Origin of the sequence: Methylophaga sp. OBS4 (assembly GCF_026319305.1) — a bacterium.
GTDB lineage: Bacteria > Pseudomonadota > Gammaproteobacteria > Nitrosococcales > Methylophagaceae > Methylophaga.
The window spans coordinates 1-18,711 of record NZ_JAPDMV010000012.1 but is presented as its reverse complement, the minus strand read 5'-3'; the positions used below and the strand labels follow the sequence as shown (position 1 = coordinate 18,711).

General features: G+C 48.2%; 18 protein-coding genes, 1 other RNA gene and 1 pseudogene. 8 read left to right on the top strand and 12 right to left on the bottom strand.

All coding sequences use genetic code 11. From position 1 onward, the window contains the following. The first annotated feature begins 90 nt into the window (after window positions 1–90). Entirely contained in the window at window positions 91–516 is a 426-nt protein-coding gene (hemJ, locus tag OMP95_RS05115; protein WP_266326633.1) for a protoporphyrinogen oxidase HemJ, read from the top strand. 42 nt (window positions 517–558) lie between these two features. Here hemJ and OMP95_RS05110 read toward each other — a convergent pair whose 3' ends face one another. The 3 genes from OMP95_RS05110 to OMP95_RS05100 form a co-directional block, all read right to left on the bottom strand. After that, window positions 559–1,134: a BON domain-containing protein gene (locus tag OMP95_RS05110; protein WP_266326631.1), complete on the bottom strand. Its 576-nt coding sequence runs from the start codon at window positions 1,132–1,134 to the stop codon at window positions 559–561. A 78-nt stretch (window positions 1,135–1,212) separates the two neighbouring features. Continuing rightward, window positions 1,213–1,575 carry a YraN family protein gene (locus OMP95_RS05105; RefSeq protein WP_266326629.1) on the bottom strand — a complete coding sequence of 121 codons (363 nt, stop codon included), beginning with the start codon at window positions 1,573–1,575 and terminating at the stop codon, window positions 1,213–1,215. 17 nt (window positions 1,576–1,592) lie between these two features. Next, window positions 1,593–3,446: a penicillin-binding protein activator gene (locus OMP95_RS05100; protein WP_266326627.1), complete on the bottom strand. Its 1,854-nt coding sequence runs from the start codon at window positions 3,444–3,446 to the stop codon at window positions 1,593–1,595. A gap of 89 nt (window positions 3,447–3,535) precedes the next feature. Here OMP95_RS05100 and rsmI point away from each other — a divergent pair, with 89 nt between their 5' ends. The 3 genes from rsmI to OMP95_RS05085 all read left to right on the top strand — a co-directional run bounded on the left by rsmI (window position 3,536) and on the right by OMP95_RS05085 (window position 7,474). Beyond that, a complete protein-coding gene (rsmI, locus tag OMP95_RS05095) occupies window positions 3,536–4,387 on the top strand; it encodes a 16S rRNA (cytidine(1402)-2'-O)-methyltransferase (RefSeq protein ID WP_266326625.1) in 852 nt (283 codons plus the stop codon). A 22-nt stretch (window positions 4,388–4,409) separates the two neighbouring features. Then, window positions 4,410–4,773: RNase P RNA component class A (gene rnpB, locus OMP95_RS05090), an RNA gene on the top strand. 250 nt (window positions 4,774–5,023) lie between these two features. Beyond that, a complete protein-coding gene (locus OMP95_RS05085; RefSeq protein ID WP_266326623.1) occupies window positions 5,024–7,474 on the top strand; it encodes a helix-turn-helix domain-containing protein in 2,451 nt (816 codons plus the stop codon). 92 nt (window positions 7,475–7,566) lie between these two features. Here OMP95_RS05085 and OMP95_RS05080 read toward each other — a convergent pair whose 3' ends face one another. From OMP95_RS05080 to coxB, 9 genes are all read right to left on the bottom strand, one after another. After that, a complete protein-coding gene (locus OMP95_RS05080; protein WP_266326621.1) occupies window positions 7,567–8,163 on the bottom strand; it encodes a Yip1 family protein in 597 nt (198 codons plus the stop codon). Between the two features lie 106 nt (window positions 8,164–8,269). Next, window positions 8,270–9,178 carry a heme o synthase gene (gene cyoE / locus OMP95_RS05075; protein WP_266326619.1) on the bottom strand — a complete coding sequence of 303 codons (909 nt, stop codon included), beginning with the start codon at window positions 9,176–9,178 and terminating at the stop codon, window positions 8,270–8,272. A 38-nt stretch (window positions 9,179–9,216) separates the two neighbouring features. Then, window positions 9,217–10,182, bottom strand: a complete 966-nt coding sequence (locus OMP95_RS05070; protein WP_266326617.1) for a COX15/CtaA family protein — start codon at window positions 10,180–10,182, stop codon at window positions 9,217–9,219. A gap of 28 nt (window positions 10,183–10,210) precedes the next feature. After that, window positions 10,211–10,753: a hypothetical protein gene (locus tag OMP95_RS05065; RefSeq protein ID WP_266326615.1), complete on the bottom strand. Its 543-nt coding sequence runs from the start codon at window positions 10,751–10,753 to the stop codon at window positions 10,211–10,213. Then, window positions 10,746–11,570, bottom strand: coding sequence for an SURF1 family protein (locus OMP95_RS05060; protein WP_266326613.1), 825 nt, complete (start codon window positions 11,568–11,570; stop codon window positions 10,746–10,748). The genes OMP95_RS05065 and OMP95_RS05060 overlap by 8 nt, the downstream gene beginning before the upstream one ends. Continuing rightward, window positions 11,513–12,403: a cytochrome c oxidase subunit 3 gene (locus OMP95_RS05055; RefSeq protein WP_266326611.1), complete on the bottom strand. Its 891-nt coding sequence runs from the start codon at window positions 12,401–12,403 to the stop codon at window positions 11,513–11,515. The genes OMP95_RS05060 and OMP95_RS05055 overlap by 58 nt, the downstream gene beginning before the upstream one ends. 139 nt (window positions 12,404–12,542) lie before the next feature. After that, window positions 12,543–13,088 carry a cytochrome c oxidase assembly protein gene (locus OMP95_RS05050; protein WP_266326609.1) on the bottom strand — a complete coding sequence of 182 codons (546 nt, stop codon included), beginning with the start codon at window positions 13,086–13,088 and terminating at the stop codon, window positions 12,543–12,545. Continuing rightward, window positions 13,085–14,662, bottom strand: a complete 1,578-nt coding sequence (gene ctaD / locus OMP95_RS05045) for a cytochrome c oxidase subunit I (protein WP_266326607.1) — start codon at window positions 14,660–14,662, stop codon at window positions 13,085–13,087. Before ctaD ends, OMP95_RS05050 begins: the two co-directional genes overlap by 4 nt. A 14-nt stretch (window positions 14,663–14,676) precedes the next feature. Next, window positions 14,677–15,795 (bottom strand): cytochrome c oxidase subunit II, encoded by a 1,119-nt coding sequence (gene coxB, locus OMP95_RS05040; protein ID WP_266326605.1) that lies wholly within the window; start codon window positions 15,793–15,795, stop codon window positions 14,677–14,679. Between the two features lie 636 nt (window positions 15,796–16,431). Here coxB and mraZ point away from each other — a divergent pair. The 4 genes and pseudogenes from mraZ to OMP95_RS05020 form a co-directional block, all read left to right on the top strand. Beyond that, on the top strand, window positions 16,432–16,872 hold the full coding sequence (gene mraZ / locus OMP95_RS05035; protein WP_266326603.1) for a division/cell wall cluster transcriptional repressor MraZ: 441 nt from the start codon (window positions 16,432–16,434) through the stop codon (window positions 16,870–16,872). Window positions 16,873–16,881: 9 nt separating this feature from the next. Further along, window positions 16,882–17,820, top strand: coding sequence for a 16S rRNA (cytosine(1402)-N(4))-methyltransferase RsmH (gene rsmH / locus OMP95_RS05030; protein ID WP_266326601.1), 939 nt, complete (start codon window positions 16,882–16,884; stop codon window positions 17,818–17,820). Further along, entirely contained in the window at window positions 17,817–18,110 is a 294-nt protein-coding gene (gene ftsL / locus OMP95_RS05025) for a cell division protein FtsL (protein ID WP_266326599.1), read from the top strand. The genes rsmH and ftsL overlap by 4 nt, the downstream gene beginning before the upstream one ends. Continuing rightward, window positions 18,107–18,711, top strand: a pseudogene (locus tag OMP95_RS05020) (penicillin-binding protein 2); the annotation flags it as partial. The gene ftsL and the pseudogene OMP95_RS05020, both read left to right, overlap by 4 nt.

Here is an 18,711-nt window from a genome sequence, read left to right as displayed (position 1 = left end):
GAAGGTAGCTTATCGTCCCCGCTCTGCGGGGAGCCCATGTTTTTCCAGGTTGTTTCGGTATAACTGTTTTGTATCAGGGAGTAAAGCAACATGCTATGGGTAAAAGCGTTTCATATTATTTTTGTCGTCACCTGGTTTTCGGCTTTATTCTACCTGCCCAGACTGTTTGTCTATCACGCCATGTGTGAGGATGAGGCGGGCAACGCCCGTTTTAAAATTATGGAACGCAAGCTTTACCGTGGCATCATGACACCTAGCGCGATTCTGACATTGGTATTTGGCATCTGGTTGTTGAGTTTCTATTCTCTGGAACAGATTGCCACCATGCACTGGTTGCATGCGAAGTTGACACTGGTATTGCTGTTATTTGTCTATCACGGCATGTGCGGACGCATGCTGAAACGCTTTGCTACCGATAATAATCAGCGCAGTCATCGGTTTTATCGCTGGTTTAATGAATTGCCAGTGGTGATCTTGCTGGCCGTGGTGATGCTGGCGGTGGTGAAACCATTTTGAAATGGCGGACTCCTGTATGCCAGGAGCCCGGTAGTTATTCAATCAGTCGGTGTATTCAAAGATTTTGACGACACGTTGCACGCCGGCGGAGTTTTTAACGATGCTGACTGCCCTGTCGGCTTCCGCATGGCTGACCAACCCCATCAGGTAAACCACACCACGCTCAGTAACGACTTTGACATGGAACGGGTCGCTCTGTTCATCTGTGGTCATTTTGGCCTTGATTTTGGAAGTGATCCAGGCATCACTGCTGCGAGAGGGTAAAGCGCTGGGAGCGGCGATAGCCAGTTCGTTATGGATACGGCGGACTTTGCCGAGTTTTTTAATCTCAGCGGTTACTTTCTGTTTCAGTGATTCACTCGGTGTTTCACCGGTGATGAGGACAATACCATTGTAGCTGGTTACATTGATATGGCTCTGGTCGTAGATTTCCTTGTTATTAAACAAAGCGTAAGCGGCTTTGAACTCAATACCCTGATCATCAATGACCGTGCCGGTAGAACGGCGGTCATAAGCGACGCCGGCCCCTGTCGCTGCCCCTGATACCACTGCTGCGGCGCAGCCCTGGAGTAACAGTAGCGGCAAAAGCAGACAAGCAAATTTTTTCATTTTAGACATAAATAGAATCCTTCAAATTCTGGTGGGCTCAGGCCCGTCAATTATACCCGTGATACTTGTTTATAAGATGGCCAGTCTTTAATGATTCTGAAAGGCATCTTTTATCCATTGGAAATCATAATGTCCCGACGCTGTGGGACTAACTGCAACGACATCGAACCGGCAGGCATCTTGAGACACTGGATGACGCTGCAGGTAGTGCTCGGCGGTGTGGATAATCCGCGACTGTTTGATTTTATTTACACTTTCCAGTGCCGAGCCGAATGTCCGGCTTTTGCGAAACCGAACTTCAATAAAAACCAGCGTCTGCCTGTCCTGCATAATCAGATCTATTTCACCACCCCGGCTATGATAATTCCGTGTGATGAGTTGCATCCCTTGTTTTTGCAGGAACCTGCAGACCTGCTGTTCTACCTGTTTGCCTTGCTCCCTGGCTGACATAGCTAGCTAGGGCCTGTTTATTCGATGCGCTCTAATTGGCCTTGATTGAATCTGGCCCAGGGCATGTCACGTTCAATTTGTCCCAGCGCATTAATCGATAATTGACCGGTTGCGCCATCATAATGCATTGCAGGATCACGACTCAGTACATTCAGCTCCGGAATCAGGCGATAGGCATCGGCTCCCATGGCATATAGTCTGAGCAGGCTGCCGAAGTTCCTGGAAGCCTGTTGTTGTAATGCACGATAAGCGGGATCCTGGCTGGCCATGTCCGCAAACATCCAGGGAATATCAGTAATAATCAATTCATTCAGATCGATATCCTGCTGCGCATCGGGCTGTCCTGTATAAGCATGCGATGTGGCGATAATCGGTAATTGACCGGAACGATGAAATTTCAACTGTGGCACCAGTTGTCGTGCCTTCAGGGGCCTTGCTACCAGAAATATAAAGTCAATATCCTGCCGCCGCCGGGGTTCAAAATCCATGGAACGACCCACGGTACTTTTGAGGGCCTGGTATCGCTGTTTACTGTCATCCAGCCCCATCAGCGGAATCAACGTACTGGTAAAATCATTGTCTTGCTCGTTGTACGTAGCACGATAAAGCAGACTGCCGCCGTTTTGTTGCCAATGCTGGGCAAATGCGGTTGCGACCCTGTCGCCCCAATCACTGCGTGGCGCCAGAATAACGGCGCGTTGATAACCTTTTTCACTAGCGTAATTAGCCGAGGCAATGGCATCATCCTCCGGCGCTAAACCAAACTGAAACAGGTTGGGGCGACTGAGCCGGTTATCGATTCGGTTCAAAGCTAATACGGGAATCGGTAAATCACTGGTAGTACTGAGTTCGTCTACAGATTGTTTTTGTAATGGGCCGATGACAATGCTGGCATTGCGAGCCAGAGCCTGTTGATACTGCTGGACCACGTTACTGCGTCCGGTCACGTTATCGATGTCAATATCCAGAAAATGCAGCCGGCTGGATGAACCACTGGCGTAATGTGCCGCGATGATACCTTCCTTAATGGCTTTTGCCGCCTCAACATAAGGCCCTGAGGCGGGCAGTAAAACCGCAATATCGCCGATTTGCTGTGGCAAGCGGATTCCGCTGCTTAACACTTTCTCATATAAAGCCGGATCGGCCGGGTGGTTAGGATAACTGCGACGCCAGTCTTCCAGTGCGACTTCCAAGGCTTCCGGATTAGCCTGGTAGGCCTTGATAGCATAAGCTAATGCAAACCAGCCACTATCTTCTGCAGGCGGTACACCGGGATTAAATAAATCCAGTACTTGCGGTGTCATCCGCATCAATGTCTGCCACAGGGCCTTCCGGTTTTTTGAAATAGCTTCAGGATCGGCTAGTATGCGATTCAGTTGCAGATGGGTATAAGCTTTTTCCAGCCAGTTTTCAGTTAAGGCGTACGCTTGTATTCTGACCTCGAACAACTGTTGCCTGTTGGCTGCAGACAGGGCTTTTTCGTCGATATCTGCCAGTGCTTTAAGGGCGGCCTCACCTTGTTTTCCATAGACAGCGATATGAGCACTCAGAATGGCAGCATCAAACTTATAAGCTTTTGCCAAAATGCTGTTATCGACTTTTGCCAGAGCCTGTTTGCTCTCGTCTGCTTGCTCGAGCTGCCAGAACAGTTTGGCTGCACGTAAATAATACAGCGCCTGCTTTTCGCCTTTGTTCTTATTCGCCAGTTCCAGGTACTGTTGCGCAGCCTGCTGGAAGTCTCCCGCTTGTTCAGCGGGTACCGTTTCGATTTCTGTGCGGTCTGGCCGGGTGAGGGGGTCCTGAATAGGCTGACAAGCGGTAAGCAACAGGAGAATAATAGCCGGTAACAGCAAGAAGCGCTTTGAGCTCATATCTGAAGTCTGTAAATTTATCATTGGAGGCATCATCTTACCTGTTCGCGTATATTACGACCACAACCAGCAATTTTTAATAGGGAGAAATGGTGACTGTTTCACAACAAGGTCAGCTGTTCATTGTCGCTACGCCAATCGGTAATCTGTCTGATTTCTCTTATCGTGCCGTTGAAGTATTGCAACAGGTTGATGTTATTGCGGCGGAAGATACCCGGCATAGCAAATATTTGTTGCAGCATTATGCGATCAAAACACCTACTGTGTCTTTGCATGAACACAATGAACAACAACGTAGTGAAATGTTGCTGCAACGCCTTTTGTCAGGTGACTCCGTTGCCTTGATAAGTGATGCCGGCACACCACTTATCAGTGATCCGGGTTATCGATTGGTGAGTCTGGTCAGGCAACAGGGCATCAAGGTAGTGCCGGTACCCGGCAGTTGTGCTTTGATTGCTGCGTTGTCAGCCTCCGGTCTGGCTTCAGATCGTTTTGCTTTTGAAGGCTTTTTACCGGCGAAAGCATCTGCACGGAGACAGTTTCTGCAGCAACTGACCAATGAAACACGCACCTTGATTTTTTATGATAGTCCGCGGCGTTTATCCGACACGCTCAGTGATCTAAGTGATATTTTCGGGGCAGAGCGCAAAGCCTGCCTTGCACGTGAATTAACTAAAATCCACGAAACAATTGAGACCCGGCCGCTGGCAGAACTGAGAGACTGGGTCAACCAGGATGATAATCAGCAACGCGGTGAATGTGTGGTGTTGGTGGAGGGAGCCAGTACAGCGGCGGCAGTCGATGAGCAGGAGTTGCAACGGGTGCTTGAACTGTTACTGGCTGAGTTACCTGTCAAAAAATCAGCAGCGATGGCAGCGGCATTGACTGGCATGGGTAAAAATCAGGCTTACCAGCTTGCATTGAAACTCCAGCAGAAATAATCAGGCTTGGGTAGAATAGTGGGGAGATGACCAGACAATCGCGCCTGTTAATCATAACAGGTGAGGAAAGTCCGGGCTCCACAGGGTAAGGTGCCAGGTAATTCCTGGGAGGCGCGAGCCTACGGCCAGTGCAACAGAAAGTAAACCGCCCGATTCTTCGGAACCGGGTAAGGGTGAAAGGGTGCGGTAAGAGCGCACCGCGCTTCTGGTAACAGAAGTGGCATGGTAAACCCCACTTGGAGCAAGACCAAATAGAGGAACGTTTGCTTCGGCAGACATGTGCGACCCGCACTGTTCCTGGGTAGGTTGCTTGAGGCAGATGGTGACATCTGTCCCAGATGAATGATTGTCCACGACAGAACCCGGCTTATCGGTCATCTCGTTTTTATTTTTCTTTATCGCATGTGATAACAATATGGGGAAAGGGAAGGTGTTTTTTATAATGGGGCTTCCATTTTAAAAACTGAACCCGATGTAGATGTTATTGTTTATCAATATACCCAATCAACTTCAAAATGGCTCTGACACTACCATTTTGAAGTTGATTGGGTATGGTCCCCGTGATCGAAGTGTTGTAAACGACACTTACATGCTATCGTTGTGTTTGCCCATACATGCTGAACAAGGATGACAGCTATGAATACGGCCACCCAGGAACACCCCAACCCGGAATTGCAGCTGGCGCAGGATTTTATCCAATATACCGGCCAGCACCTTTTTCTGACCGGCAAGGCCGGCACCGGCAAAACCACCTTTCTGCACCACCTTAAAGAACACAGTCCTAAGCGGATGATGATCACCGCCCCTACCGGTGTAGCCGCCATCAACGCTGGTGGAGTAACGTTACATTCGTTTTTTCAGTTGCCGTTTGGCCCTTATGTGCCCAGTAGCGACATGCTCCAGCAGCACCGTCTCAGCAAAGAAAAGATCAATATTATCAGAAGCCTGAATCTGCTGGTAATCGATGAAATCAGTATGGTGCGGGCCGATCTGCTGGATCATGTCGATGCCGTGCTGCGCCGCTATCGGCGCCGCGACCTGCCTTTTGGTGGCGTGCAGTTGCTGATGATTGGCGATTTGCATCAGCTTGCTCCCGTGGTGAAAGAAGATGATTGGACTCTGCTGCAGCCCTGGTACGACTCCTGTTATTTTTTCAGCAGCAGGGCGCTGCAACAAACGACATGGGTGACCATTGAGTTGCAACAGGTTTACCGCCAGTCCGACCCGCAGTTTATTGGGTTGCTGAACCGGGTCCGCGACAACCAGCTGGATCAAACCACATTAGGCTTATTGAACGCCCGCTACCAGCCTGACTTTCAGCCCGTAGAGGACGAGAAATATATCACCCTTACCACTCACAACCGCAGTGCCGACAGCATTAATAACCGTCAGTTGGCCACCTTAAAGTCCAAAGCTTTTTCCTATCAGGCCCGCATTGAAGGGGATTACCCCGAGCACAGTTACCCGACCGCCGAACAGTTGCTCCTGAAACAGGGGGCGCAAGTGATGTTTGTGCGTAACGACGGCGCTGGCGAAAAACGCTACTTTAACGGCAAGACGGGGATCATCACCGAGCTGGATCAGGAAAAGATCCGGGTACACTGCCCGGGAGATAGAGAAGATATTCTGGTGGGTCCGGTCACCTGGGAAAATATCAAATACAGCCTGGAGCCTGATAGCCAACAGATTACCGAGCAGGTGGTGGGCAGCTTTAGCCAGGTGCCCTTGCGTCCGGCCTGGGCTATTACTATTCATAAAAGCCAGGGCCTGACCTTTGAGCGGGCCATTATTGACGGCCAGGCGGCTTTTTCCCATGGTCAGATCTATGTGGCGTTGAGCCGCTGTAAAAGCCTTGAGGGTATGGTGCTGTCTTCCCCTTTAACCGCCGACGCAGTGTTGACTGATGACATGGTCACGCAGTTTGTAATGCACAACCAGCAAAATCCGCCCGATAAACAGAACTTGCTGCAGGCAAAAGTCAGTTATCAACAACGGCTGTTGCTCGAGTGCTTCGATTACCAAGCTTTGGGCCATAGCTTGAAAAAATTGGCCGGGTTACTGATTGAACACCGGCATCTTATTCAGGGAGTTGACATGGAAAACCTGGCCGGGATCAGTGAACAAACATTTAAGGATGTAATCGCTGTAGCGGATAAATTTTCATGCCAGCTACAGTCCTTGTTCCAGCCGGATCCAGAACCGCAGGAAGATGCCCGGATCCAGGCGCGGGTGCAGAAAGCCAGTAGCTATTTTAGCGAAAAACTTCAGGCCGGTCTGATCCCGTGGCTAACAGCATTTGCTTTCGAAACGGACAACAAAACGATAAAAAAACAACTTAACAATGCGCTGGATTCGCTACAGCAATTGCTGGCGGTCAAGCAGGCTGCCTTGGCCAGTTGCACTGATGGCTTTGTTACCGGCAATTACCTCAACGCCATTGCGCGGGCGCAAATCGACAATCAAACCAAGCCACAAGTTAAAAAACGGGCCGACGAACTGTCCATGTCCGGCCTGCAACACCCAGAGCTGTTCCAAAGACTCAAAGAGTGGCGGGCCCGGCAGGCACAGACGGAAGAGGTTGCCCATTTCCGCATTTTGCACCAACAGGTCCTGTTGCAGATTGTCAATGCATTGCCGGCTACCGAAACAGCTTTGCTGCAAATCCACAAAGTCGGTCCCGCTACAGTGGAAAAGTACGGCGAGCCTATCCTCAAACTGGTGGCGGATTACTGCCATGAGCATCAAATCCAGGCCAACACAGAAATAGGGCAGCGGGCCGCTGCCGGCACCAAGCCTGTTAAGCAAGATACCAAGCAAGCCAGTTACGATTTGTATTTACAGGGCCTGGGCATAAATGAAATCGCTCAACGTCGCGGCCTGGCCATCAGCACCATAGAAAATCATCTGGCCCACTTTGTTAGACAGAAGCAACTGGCGGTGACCGATCTGGTGGCACAGGAAAAAATTGACGACATTAAACAGGCTGAGGCCCGATTGGGCCGTGATAGCCTTAAAGTCCTCAAGGAAGCCTTGGGGGATAACTATTCCTATGGAGAGATCCGCATAGTACTGGAATCCGTGCCCTAGACCAAAAGCTCGGCCCATATGTTATCGGAGCAGCGATAACATACGGGCTGAAGCTTGAATTTAAGCACTATTTAATTCACAAAATAGCAGTGTTATACGACCACCATGCTCCAGATAATCACCGTGGCGACATTGAATATCACCAGCAGGCAAAGTCCGGCAGAGATAATAGAGGTCGAGACGATAAAGCCTTTGCCTTCAGGTATGTTCATATATATCGGTATGCCGACGTATAACAGATATAAGCTGTAGGCAACGGCCGCCATCAGCACTATCATGCACAGCCATACAATAGGGACAAAACCAACTAAACCGGCCATATACATGGGTGTAGCAGTGTAGGTCACGAATACCAAGCAGCGTCCGAAGCTGGCTTCGGTTCCAAAGGCTCTTTCCATTGAAAAGGTGAAATAGCCCATCAATAAGGTAAAGATGCCGATGAGCAGATAAAACGTAATAGCCATTGGAACAGCGTCAGCTACAGCCACTTTATGATACTCAGCACCGGATAAACTCCAGCCCAGCAGCGTGATGCCGATAAGGAACGATATGGCAGGTACGGCTGCCAGAATGCTCAGCCGCGCAAGGCCAAATTGAATGAGATCATCCTTTTCTTCGCTGATAGATTTCCACTCGACACGTGGAACCGAAAACAAACCCCAGAAATGATGATGGTGATGTGTATACATAGCAGACTCCTTAATTGGGTTGTTAATCAATAACTAACATAAGGATCGGGCTGTTCAATTTCACTTTATGCCCTTTTACCAGGATGTTCAAGTGACTTATGAAACGTTATAGCATGGAGCTGATTACGGTGTGATCAATAAGAATCAGCAGGAATAACCAGAACAAATACTGAATTGAATATTTAAATAATTGGTAGGGTGCATGAGTGTTGGTGACGTCAAATAGTTGCTTTAGCAGCCAAAATTGACGCGCATTAAGCACCAAGACACCTGATAAGTACAATAAACCGCTCATCCCTGAAACAAACGGTAGCAATGTGCTCGCAAACAGCAACATGCTGTACAACGTTATGTGTATACGGGTGTATTGTTCACCGTGTGTGACCGGTAACATGGGAATATCCGCTTTTGCATATTCATCCTTTCTATGCAGCGCCAGCGCCCAAAAATGCGGAGGTGTCCATACAAATATGATGAGCACTAATAACAATGCATTGGGCTCTATCTGCCCGGTCACGGCTGTCCAGCCCAATAGGGGTGGCATGGCGCCGGCCAGGCCACCGATGGTGATATTTTGTGGGGTGGCCCGTTTTAAAAACCAAGTGTAAATGACGGCATAACCTATCAAGGAAAACAGGGTTAACCAGGCAGTGGTGGGGTTAACGCGATACCATAATAAGCTAAGCCCCAAGATGGCTAATACACATGCGAAGAATAAGGCCTGCAAAGGAGTGACGAGGCCTTTGACGATGGGCCGATTTTTGGTTCTGGCCATTTTGGCATCGAGACGGTGATCGATAATATGGTTAATGGCGGCGCCACTGGCGGCACAAGCACCAATCCCCAACAAGGCTAGGTTCAATTGCAACAGATCGGGCCAGCCAGGGGTCGCCACAAAGGCGCCGACTAAAGCCGTGATCAACATCAGCAAGACGACTTTAGGTTTGCATAATGCCAGATAGTCTTTCCAGTTCGCCTTGGTTGAAGGATTGATTAAACCTATTGACTCTTGCATCACATCACCTTATCCATTGATTGATGTAGGTATTTTGTTTAATGGCCGCTTGTATTCATTTTTGCAAATGAAACGTAATTAATATAAACCATACTTAACAATAACAATGCTGCGCCAGTATTGTGTGCTAACGCAAGTGGCAAGGGCAGTAACAGCACGGCATTGGCAATACCGAGACTCAGCTGTAATAAAGTCAAACCCAGCAGTAAGGCTGCCGGAAATCTGATTTGTGGCAACTGCCATAAGCGTAAAAACAGCGCCAGGATACTGACAAACAAAACGAAAGCGAATAAACGGTGAACGACTTGTATTGTTACTCTTGCTTGAGCAGTCAACAGGCCACCTTCATAATTGAGATCGCTTATTTCCGTAATGTTAAAGGCTTCCGTCAGCGCCATCTCAGGCAGCCATTGATTTTGGCAGGTAGGAAAGTCGGGGCATGCCAGTCCGGCATAATTACTACTGGTCCATCCGCCCAGGGCGATCTGACAGCTCAGCAAAATTAATACCGTCAGGGCCAATGTTTTCAGGTTTTTTGCGGTTGACACAGATTTAGCGGATTGCAACTGCAGCATTAATAAAAACAACAAGGCTAATACGGTCATGCCACCCAGCAAATGTAAAGTCACTATCTGTGGTAATAATTGCATGGTCACGGTCAGCATACCAAACAAACCCTGCACAACAACCAGTAAAAACAAAGCGCGGCTTAGCCATCTGATATTGGCTGGTAAGGTTTTATTTATTTCGATTCTGACTGCGATAATCAGTATCAACAGCCCCAAGGCACCCGCAATATAACGATGCGTCATTTCCATCCAAGCTTTGCCCTGGTCGACCACAGCGGTCCCTGAATATTGCTCACTGTTTGGTGGTGTTAACTGCCCATAACAACCCGGCCAGTCAGGGCAGCCTAAGCCGGCATCAAGCAGACGTGTTAACGCCCCCAATGTCACCACCATCAGCGCCATTACCAGAGCCAGTTTGCATAACTTGTTAGTCATTTTTTGCCTGCGTGCCTGAAACAGTGTTTTATCCAATTCTTGATGCTTTTAGCAGCCAGTTTATGTCTGCCATCATCTGTTTGCCTGTTAACTCCGGCTGGAAGCGCATCACTAATATGCCATTGGGGTCAATCAACCAGATACTCTGATCCTGCCAGGCTAATGCCTGCTGGTTAAACCAACGGAATAGTGCGTTATTATTTATTTTGTGCACTTGCGTAAAGTCAATATCTACAGTCAAGTCGTTGATTTCAGACTGGCCCTCAGCAGATAACCAAATTGACTGAAGCCGGTCATAGTGCTGGCCCATCGACTTGTGTAATTGCTGCATACGGTAGACTTGCTGCTGACATTGCTCATCGCAGGTATCACTGACCACTAACAACCCCCATTTGCCCTGTTGTATATCAGTTAAGTTTGTCGGAACCTGGATGCCGGCAGGCATTAACATACCGTTATTTTTGGTGGACGGCGGCAAGCCGATACCAGAGTAGGCCATTAGCCAGGCAATGACTAAAGGCAGTAGAGTGATGAGCCAAATGGCTTTAAACAACCACGCTTTCTTATTCATTTTCTTTTTGCTCTCGTTGACAAACATAGATAAAACCGAAAAGACAGGCACCAGCAATCAGCAACCACTGAATGGCATAACCCAAATGCATGGGATATTTATTTTCCATTGTTAAAGGTACCGGTATTAAACCGGCAACGGGTGCTTCAGTATGTAAAACGAAAGGGGATAGCTGGTAACCGTAATAGTCATTTAATAACGGTATTTGAACCTGCTGCATAACTTGAGGCCAGACTGGATCCTGGTCGGCAGCCTGCAACATAAACCCGGGCTGCGGTTTTTTTATTAAACCTTGCACTGCAATATATTGAGGAAGTTCATCCTGTAAAGTGAATTGGGCTTGTTTGGGTTGCCAGCCCAAATTGACCAACAGCAGGGATTGATTAGTTTGTACTGCCGCCAATACATGCCGTCCGGCGGAACCTTGATATATTTGATTATCAAGGAAAAAAAGTTTTTTGATCTCGCCGGCTATCGATACCTTTTGGTAGTCCTGTGGCGAATCTGATAATGGGGAAGCCGGCTGTGACGATTGTTTTAGGTAATGGCTGTAACGTAAATCCGCAGCCTGGGCACGCTGCCACTGCCAGTAGGCTAATGAGAGACATAAAACCATGGCGCAGCAAACAAACACAAAATAGGCTACATGTACTGATATTTTCCAACCAAAACATGACCATATAACGCGATTATTTGTCACCACAATCCTCTCTGATGCTGACTCCATTAAAAAATTAATATATTCACTACCGGGTTTTATTAAACCAGATAAACCAGTGTAAATAACAATATCCAGACAACATCTACAAAGTGCCAATACCAGGAACCTGCTTCAAAAGCAAAGTGGTTTTCTTGGGTGAAATGGCCCTTGAAGACCCTGTACAGCAAAACAAATAAAATAATACTGCCAATCGTCACATGTGCCGCATGAAAGCCGGTCAGCAGAAAAAAAGTGGCGCCATAAATGCCTGAACTTAGTTTTAAATCAAGATGTTTATAGGCCTCGGCATATTCAGTCATCTGTAGACCGAGGAAGCTCACGCCAAGCACGACAGTAATACCCAGCCATAGCTTTATCATGTTGCGTTTACCTTGTTTAAGCGCCTTATGCGCAATAACCAAGGTCACACTTGATGTAACCAGCAAGACGGTATTGATCACCGGTACATGCCAGGGATCGATGATGTCCTTAATGGGTGTGAATTGCCCGGTATCGGGTGCATGCAGCAATGGCCAGGCCGCGTTGAAATCCGGCCACAGCATGTTGGATAGTCCTTTATCGCCTTCGCCGCCCAGCCAGGGCACGGCAAAAACACGGACATAGAACAAAGCGCCGAAAAAGGCAAAAAAGAACATGACTTCAGAAAAAATAAACCAGGACATGCCGAAACGAAATGACAGATCCAGTTGTGGTGAATATAAGCCTTTACGGCCTTCAGCAATAACGGTGGCGAACCAGCCAAACAACATGCCCGCCATAATCAACACGCCTGAAAAGAGTATGATTTGACCGAACAGACTGGGCTGGCCTTGCTGTAAACTATGCAGGAACAAGCCGGCCCCGCCGAATGTGAAAAATAATCCGACCGCGCCAATAATGGGCCAGTGGCTTTGCGCCGGGACGTAATACGCTTGTGGTGAATGCTCCATTACTTGTTCCCCCTTACTCGCCTGCAAACCATCTCGGAATTACATCTTTAGCTTCGTAAACGCTGCATCCTTGCGCTACTCCTGCTAGTTTTGCCGATACTGTGCTCGCTGTTTAAGATGGTTTCTATTCTGGCATTATTTACCTGCCGGCAGTTTGTGAGTTGGTAATATCAAACAAGGTATAAGATAACGTTAATTTGCTGATATTTTTCGGCAGTTCCGGATCGATAAAAAATACCAGCGGAAAACTTTTTCCTTCACCCGGCTTCAATGGCTGTTGCTGAAAACAGAAACATTCAATTTTATGTAAATAGTCTGCCGCTAGTGCGGGCGATACACTTGGTATCGCCTGGGCGACAACGGCAGTATCGTAAGTGTTAATTACCTGAAACGAGGTCTGTTTTCTCTCGCCGACAGCAAGTTCGATTTCCTCCTGTTGTGGCGAAAAATGCCAAGGCAGGTTGGCATTACGGTTGGCTACAAATTGCACTTTTATGGTTCGGTTCTTGTCGCCAACAGCCGTTGCTGTTACTTCCCCTTGATACGGCCCGCTGGTTTTGCCATTCAAACCGGTCACTTCACAAAACACGTCATAAAGCGGCACCAGCATGAAACCGAATGCAAACATCAGCAACACAATGGCAATTAAACCTGCCGGTGAAGTGGGTTTCAAAGACAGTTTCATTTCTCACTCATCGTCGGTGGCGTGGTGAAGGTGTGATAAGGCGCCGGTGTCGGCACTGTCCACTCAAGACCTTTTGCGCCTTCCCAAGGCAGTTGTTCTGCTTTTTTGCCGTTGCGAATGGTCTTGATGATGTTGTAGACAAACAGCAACTGGGTGGTGCCGAACAAGAAAGCCCCGATACTGGTCATCATATTAAAATCAGCAAACTGCAGGGCGTAGTCCGGAATGCGTCTCGGCATGCCCGCAAGACCGACAAAATGCATGGGGAAAAAGGTCAGATTGACGCCGATAAAAGATAACCAGAAATGCACCTGCCCTAGCGTTTCGTCATACATTTTGCCGCACCACTTGGGCAGCCAGTAATAGACTCCCGCGATGATGCCGAACACAGAGCCCGGTACCAGCACATAGTGGAAATGTGCCACTACAAAATAGGTATCCTGATATTGGAAGTCAGCCGGTGCGATGGCCAGCATCAAACCGGACAACCCGCCGATGGTAAATAAAACGATAAAAGCAATGGCAAACAGCATCGGGGTTTCAAATGTCATGGCGCCTTTGAACATCGTACTGACCCAGTTGAATACTTTCACACCCGTAGGCACGGCGATTAACATGGTTGTGTACATGAAAAACAGCTCACCGCCAAGCGGCATGCCAACGGTAAACATATGGTGTGCCCAGACAACGAAAGACAAGATGGCAATGGCTAACGTCGCATAGACCATGGAGTGATAACCGAAAAGCGGTTTGCGGGCAAAGGTTGGGATAATCTGGGAGATCACGCCAAAGGCCGGCAAAACCATGATATACACTTCAGGGTGGGCAAAAAACCAGAATACATGCTGAAATAATACCGGGTCACCGCCGCCAGCCGCGTTGAAGAAGCTGGTGCCGAAATGAATATCCATTAACATCATTGTTACAACCGCGGCCAATACCGGCATTACCGCTATGAGCAAAAATGCGGTGATAAGCCAAGTCCAGCAAAACAGGGGCAGTTGCATTAAACCCATGCCCGGTGCTCTCAAATTGAATATTGTGACAATGACATTCATCGCGCCCATGATTGATGACATACCCATCATATGGATGGCAAAGATGAAAAAGGTCACGCTTGGTGGGGCATAGGTAGTGGACAGCGGCGCATAAAAAGTCCAGCCAAAGTCCGGTGCGCCACCATCCATAAACAAGGTTGATAGCAATATTGTGAAAGCAAAAGGCAGAATCCAGAAACTCCAGTTATTCAGTCTTGGCAAGGCCATATCGGGTGCGCCAATCATCAAAGGTACCTGCCAGTTAGCCAAGCCGACAAAAGCAGGCATCACAGCGCCAAACACCATGATCAGACCATGCATTGTTGTCATCTGATTAAAGAAGCCCGGATTAACCAGTTGCAAGCCGGGCTGAAATAATTCCGCCCTGATGACAAATGCCATCGTGCCGCCGATAAACAACATGATCAGGCTGAACACAAGATACAAAGTGCCAATATCTTTATGATTGGTGGTGAAAATCCAGCGCGTCCATCCTTTGGCCGGTCCGTGATGTGCTGTCTCTGCGTGTGCGTACATAGAAAGACCTCTGATCACTGATTATCCATGACAGCCTGAATTTCGGCAGGCGTCACTTTGTCACCCATTTGGTTATCCCAGCTATTGCGTTCATAAGTAATGACAGCGGCGATATCTACAGCAGACAGTTGTTTGCCGAATGCGGCCATGGCGGTGCCTGGCTTGCCGTCCATTACTATTTTTATATGTTCTGCTATGTCACCTTGTGCGATAGGGCTGCCATTGAGCGGCGGAAAGGCAGGGGGTACACCTGATCCGTCAGCTTGATGACATACCGCACAGTTTTTCTCATAGACTGTCGCACCGGTGGTCATCAGATCATCCATGGTCCATTCTTTTTGTGCTGCAGCCCCTGCCGCCACTTTTTCTTCTTTTTGTTGTTGCAGCCATGCCAGATATTCGGGCTCGGTGACTGCTTTCACTTCAATGGGCATAAAAGCGTGATGCTTACCGCACAGCTCGGCACATTGCCCACGGTAAATGCCGGGCTCATTGATACGGGTCCACGATTCATTAATGAAACCGGGAATGGCATCTTGTTTAACGGCAAGATCAGGCACCCACCAGGCGTGGATCACATCATTGGAAGTAAACAAAAATCGAATTTTTTTGTTGATGGGTACCACAAGCGCATTATCAACTTCACGCAGATAGTGCGGGCTTTTCTGCTTTTTATTCTCTACTTCTTCCCAGGGCGTAGCTAACACACTGAAAAAATCGATATCTTCCCCAATGTATTTGTAATGCCACTTCCATTGATGACCGGTGACCTGGATATCAAGATCTGATTCAGCGGGGTCATACATGTCGATAAGTGTGAGGGTGGCAGGAACGGCCATTGCAACAAGAATGACAAACGGAATGATAGTCCAGATTATCTCTACAACAGTACTTTCATGAAATTGTGCTGATTCAGCACCTTTTGATTTGCGGTGATGGAAAATGGACCAGAACATCACGCCAAAGACAACAAAAGCGATGGCCAGACAGATATAGAATATTGTCATGTGTAAGCCATATACCGCTTCACTGGTATTGGTTACACCACTGGTCATATTGAAATCCCAGGCAGCAAATGCTTGACCCGGACAGAACGCAAGAGCGATACAGAACACATGCAGGAATCGGCGCATAAATAGTTCCTTTTGCTTTTGTTGATAGTGCCTTCTTCAGCAACATCTTGCATAAACTATTAGCTCTTATCGAGGAGTATAAGACAATTTTTAATTCAGATCAGGAATTAAAAAAATATTTAAAGGTTTTCAGCAAGCATTCTATATAATTGGACGTACCAGGCTTATGCAGACCCCTAGTTTGGGTGTTGATGCTAACAAGTGAGTGGGGCGTCTCATCTTGGTTCAAAAGTGGGTATAATTCAGCCCCCGGCATGCTGAGTGAGAGAGGAAGTATGTTTCCCGACTGAACCTGCCGTATTGATTATTTTGTTTCCTGTTTTTCCGAATTGTTTTTGCCGGATATTCACATTTGTGATGCGGGTCAGCATTTGAATTTTTTGCGATGCAGTGTTCTTATCTAGAATTTACTTTAACTTCCAATGCCACTTTTTTGATAAAAAAGTAGTCCTTACTGATACCTCCTCAAACTTTTCTCCCACTTTTGTGAAATGGCTCTAAGTCATTGTCATAAAAAGAGGAATTTGTTGATTTAGATGCTTGACTTCATGTATTTGCAATCCTATAGTGTCGACAAGTGGGGAAAAGTGGATCTTTGTGGATCATATTATTTGAGGATGGCAAGTGTTTCGAGGCGTGGCAACATTCAATCTGGATGCGAAAGGACGGATGGCTATCCCGGCCAAGTTCCGCAAGCATCTGGACGTCTGCTGCGAGGGCCGTCTGGTTATCACTATCGATCATTCTGATCACTGTCTGCAGCTTTATCCCCTACCCGAATGGGAACTGGTCGAGGAAAAACTTTCCGCACTCCCCAGTCTGAATCCGCAAGTCCGTCGCCTGAAAAGAATGCTGCTCGGCTATGCCACCGAATGTGAAATGGATGGCAATGGCCGGATTTTATTGCCGGCTAAATTGCGTGAGTTTGCAGGTCTCGATAAAAGCATGGTGATGATTGGTCAAGGTAACAAGTTTGAACTTTGGAATGAGCAAACTTGGAATGAACTCATGGATGAATGTCTGGAAGAAGATTTTGACGAGATTTTACCGGCTGAATTAGAAAGCCTGTCGATATAAGGCGGAATTATGACTGAGAGCCACTCGGAACATCTGCCAGTCTTGCTAAACGAGACTCTAGCCGCCTTGTCTATCAACGCCGACGGCAAATATGTTGATGCCACTTTCGGCCGTGGCGGTCACAGTCAGGCTATTCTGGCTTTGTTATCGGTCCAGGGACGTTTGTTGGGCCTTGACCGCGATCCGCAAGCGATTGCTACCGGTAAACAGCTTGCCGCCGCCGATCCCCGTTTTTCAATTGAACATTGCGCATTCTCAGAACTGGCAACGGCTGTGCATGCCCGTCTCTGGCAGGGCGATATTTCAGGTATTTTGATGGATATCGGCGTGTCTTCGCCGCAACTGGATGATGCCAGTCGCGGTTTCAGTTTCCTCAAAGATGGCCCGCTGGATATGCGCATGAACCCCGAAGCGGGGATCAGTGCTGCGGAGTGGCTGGCGAAGGCGGATATGGCGGAAATTGCCGATGTGCTGAAAACTTTGGGTGAAGAGCGTTACAGCAAACGTATTGCCCGTGCCATTGTCGAAAGTCGTGACGAGCATCCGATTACCACAACCAAACAACTGGCTGACCTGGTTGATAAAGCCAGCCCTTCACGTGAAAAACATAAACACCCTGCTACACGCACGTTTCAGGCGATTCGTATTTTTATCAATGATGAACTGGGTGAACTAACAGCCGCACTGGAACAGGCGCTTGATGTTTTGGCTGTTGGCGGCAGGCTGGTAGTTATCAGTTTTCATTCGTTAGAAGACCGCATTGTAAAACGGTTTTTCCGTGATCAGGCAAGAGGGGATGATCTGCCCTCGCATTTTCCGGTCACCGTCGATCAACTCAATCCACGTTTGAAAGTCATAGGTAAAGCCGTCAAAGCCACAGAAGCTGAAGTGGCGGCAAACCCCCGGGCGCGCAGTGCTGTGCTTCGTGTCGCGGAGAAGCTGGCATGAACCTGAAGCTGCTATTTGAGCATATTCGTATTGATACGCCATTGCTGGTGGTGATGGCGCTGGTGATGGTGTCCTCTGTAGCCGTGGTTTATAGCAAACATCTGAGCCGCAGCGAATTTGTGCAGTTGCAGCAACTGGAGAAAAAACGTGACCTGTTGAATGAGGAATGGGGGCGTTTGTTGCTGGAGCAAAGCACCTGGGGCAGTCCCAGCCGCGTTGAGCAACAGGCCAGACTACGTTTGAACATGAGCGTGCCCCGGGCTGATATGACAGTGGTGATCAAACCATGAGTAAAAGACATAAGACTATTAATCAGGTCGGGCTCTGGCGCCTGAACCTGGTGCGTCTGATGTTTATCGTTATGGTTGTTGGTCTGGGCTTGCGCTTGACCGATATTCAAGTGCTGAACCCTGATTTTCTGCGTAATCAGGGCGATGCCCGTCATCTGCGTAAAGTGCCGGTAATCGCGCATCGCGGCATGATCCTGGATCGTAATGGTGAGCCGCTGGCGATCAGCACACCGGTACATTCTGTATGGCTTAATCCGCAGGATGTGGATGTAGCGGATGACAAACTGCCGCAACTTGCCAAACTGCTGGGTCTGGGCACGAAAACCATTCACCACAAAGTTGCTGACAACCAGCAGCGTGAGTTTGTGTATTTGAAACGTCGTATTACGCCGGAACTTGCCGACCAGATTAAACAACTGAATATTCGTGGTGTTGCCTTGCAACGTGAATACAAGCGTTATTATCCGGCGGGTGAGGTGAGTTCCCATATTGTCGGCTTCACCAATATTGATGATATCGGTCAGGAAGGATTGGAGCTGACCTATGATGCGGTACTGACAGGTGTGCCCGGACTCAAGCGCATGGTGCGTGACAGTCGGGG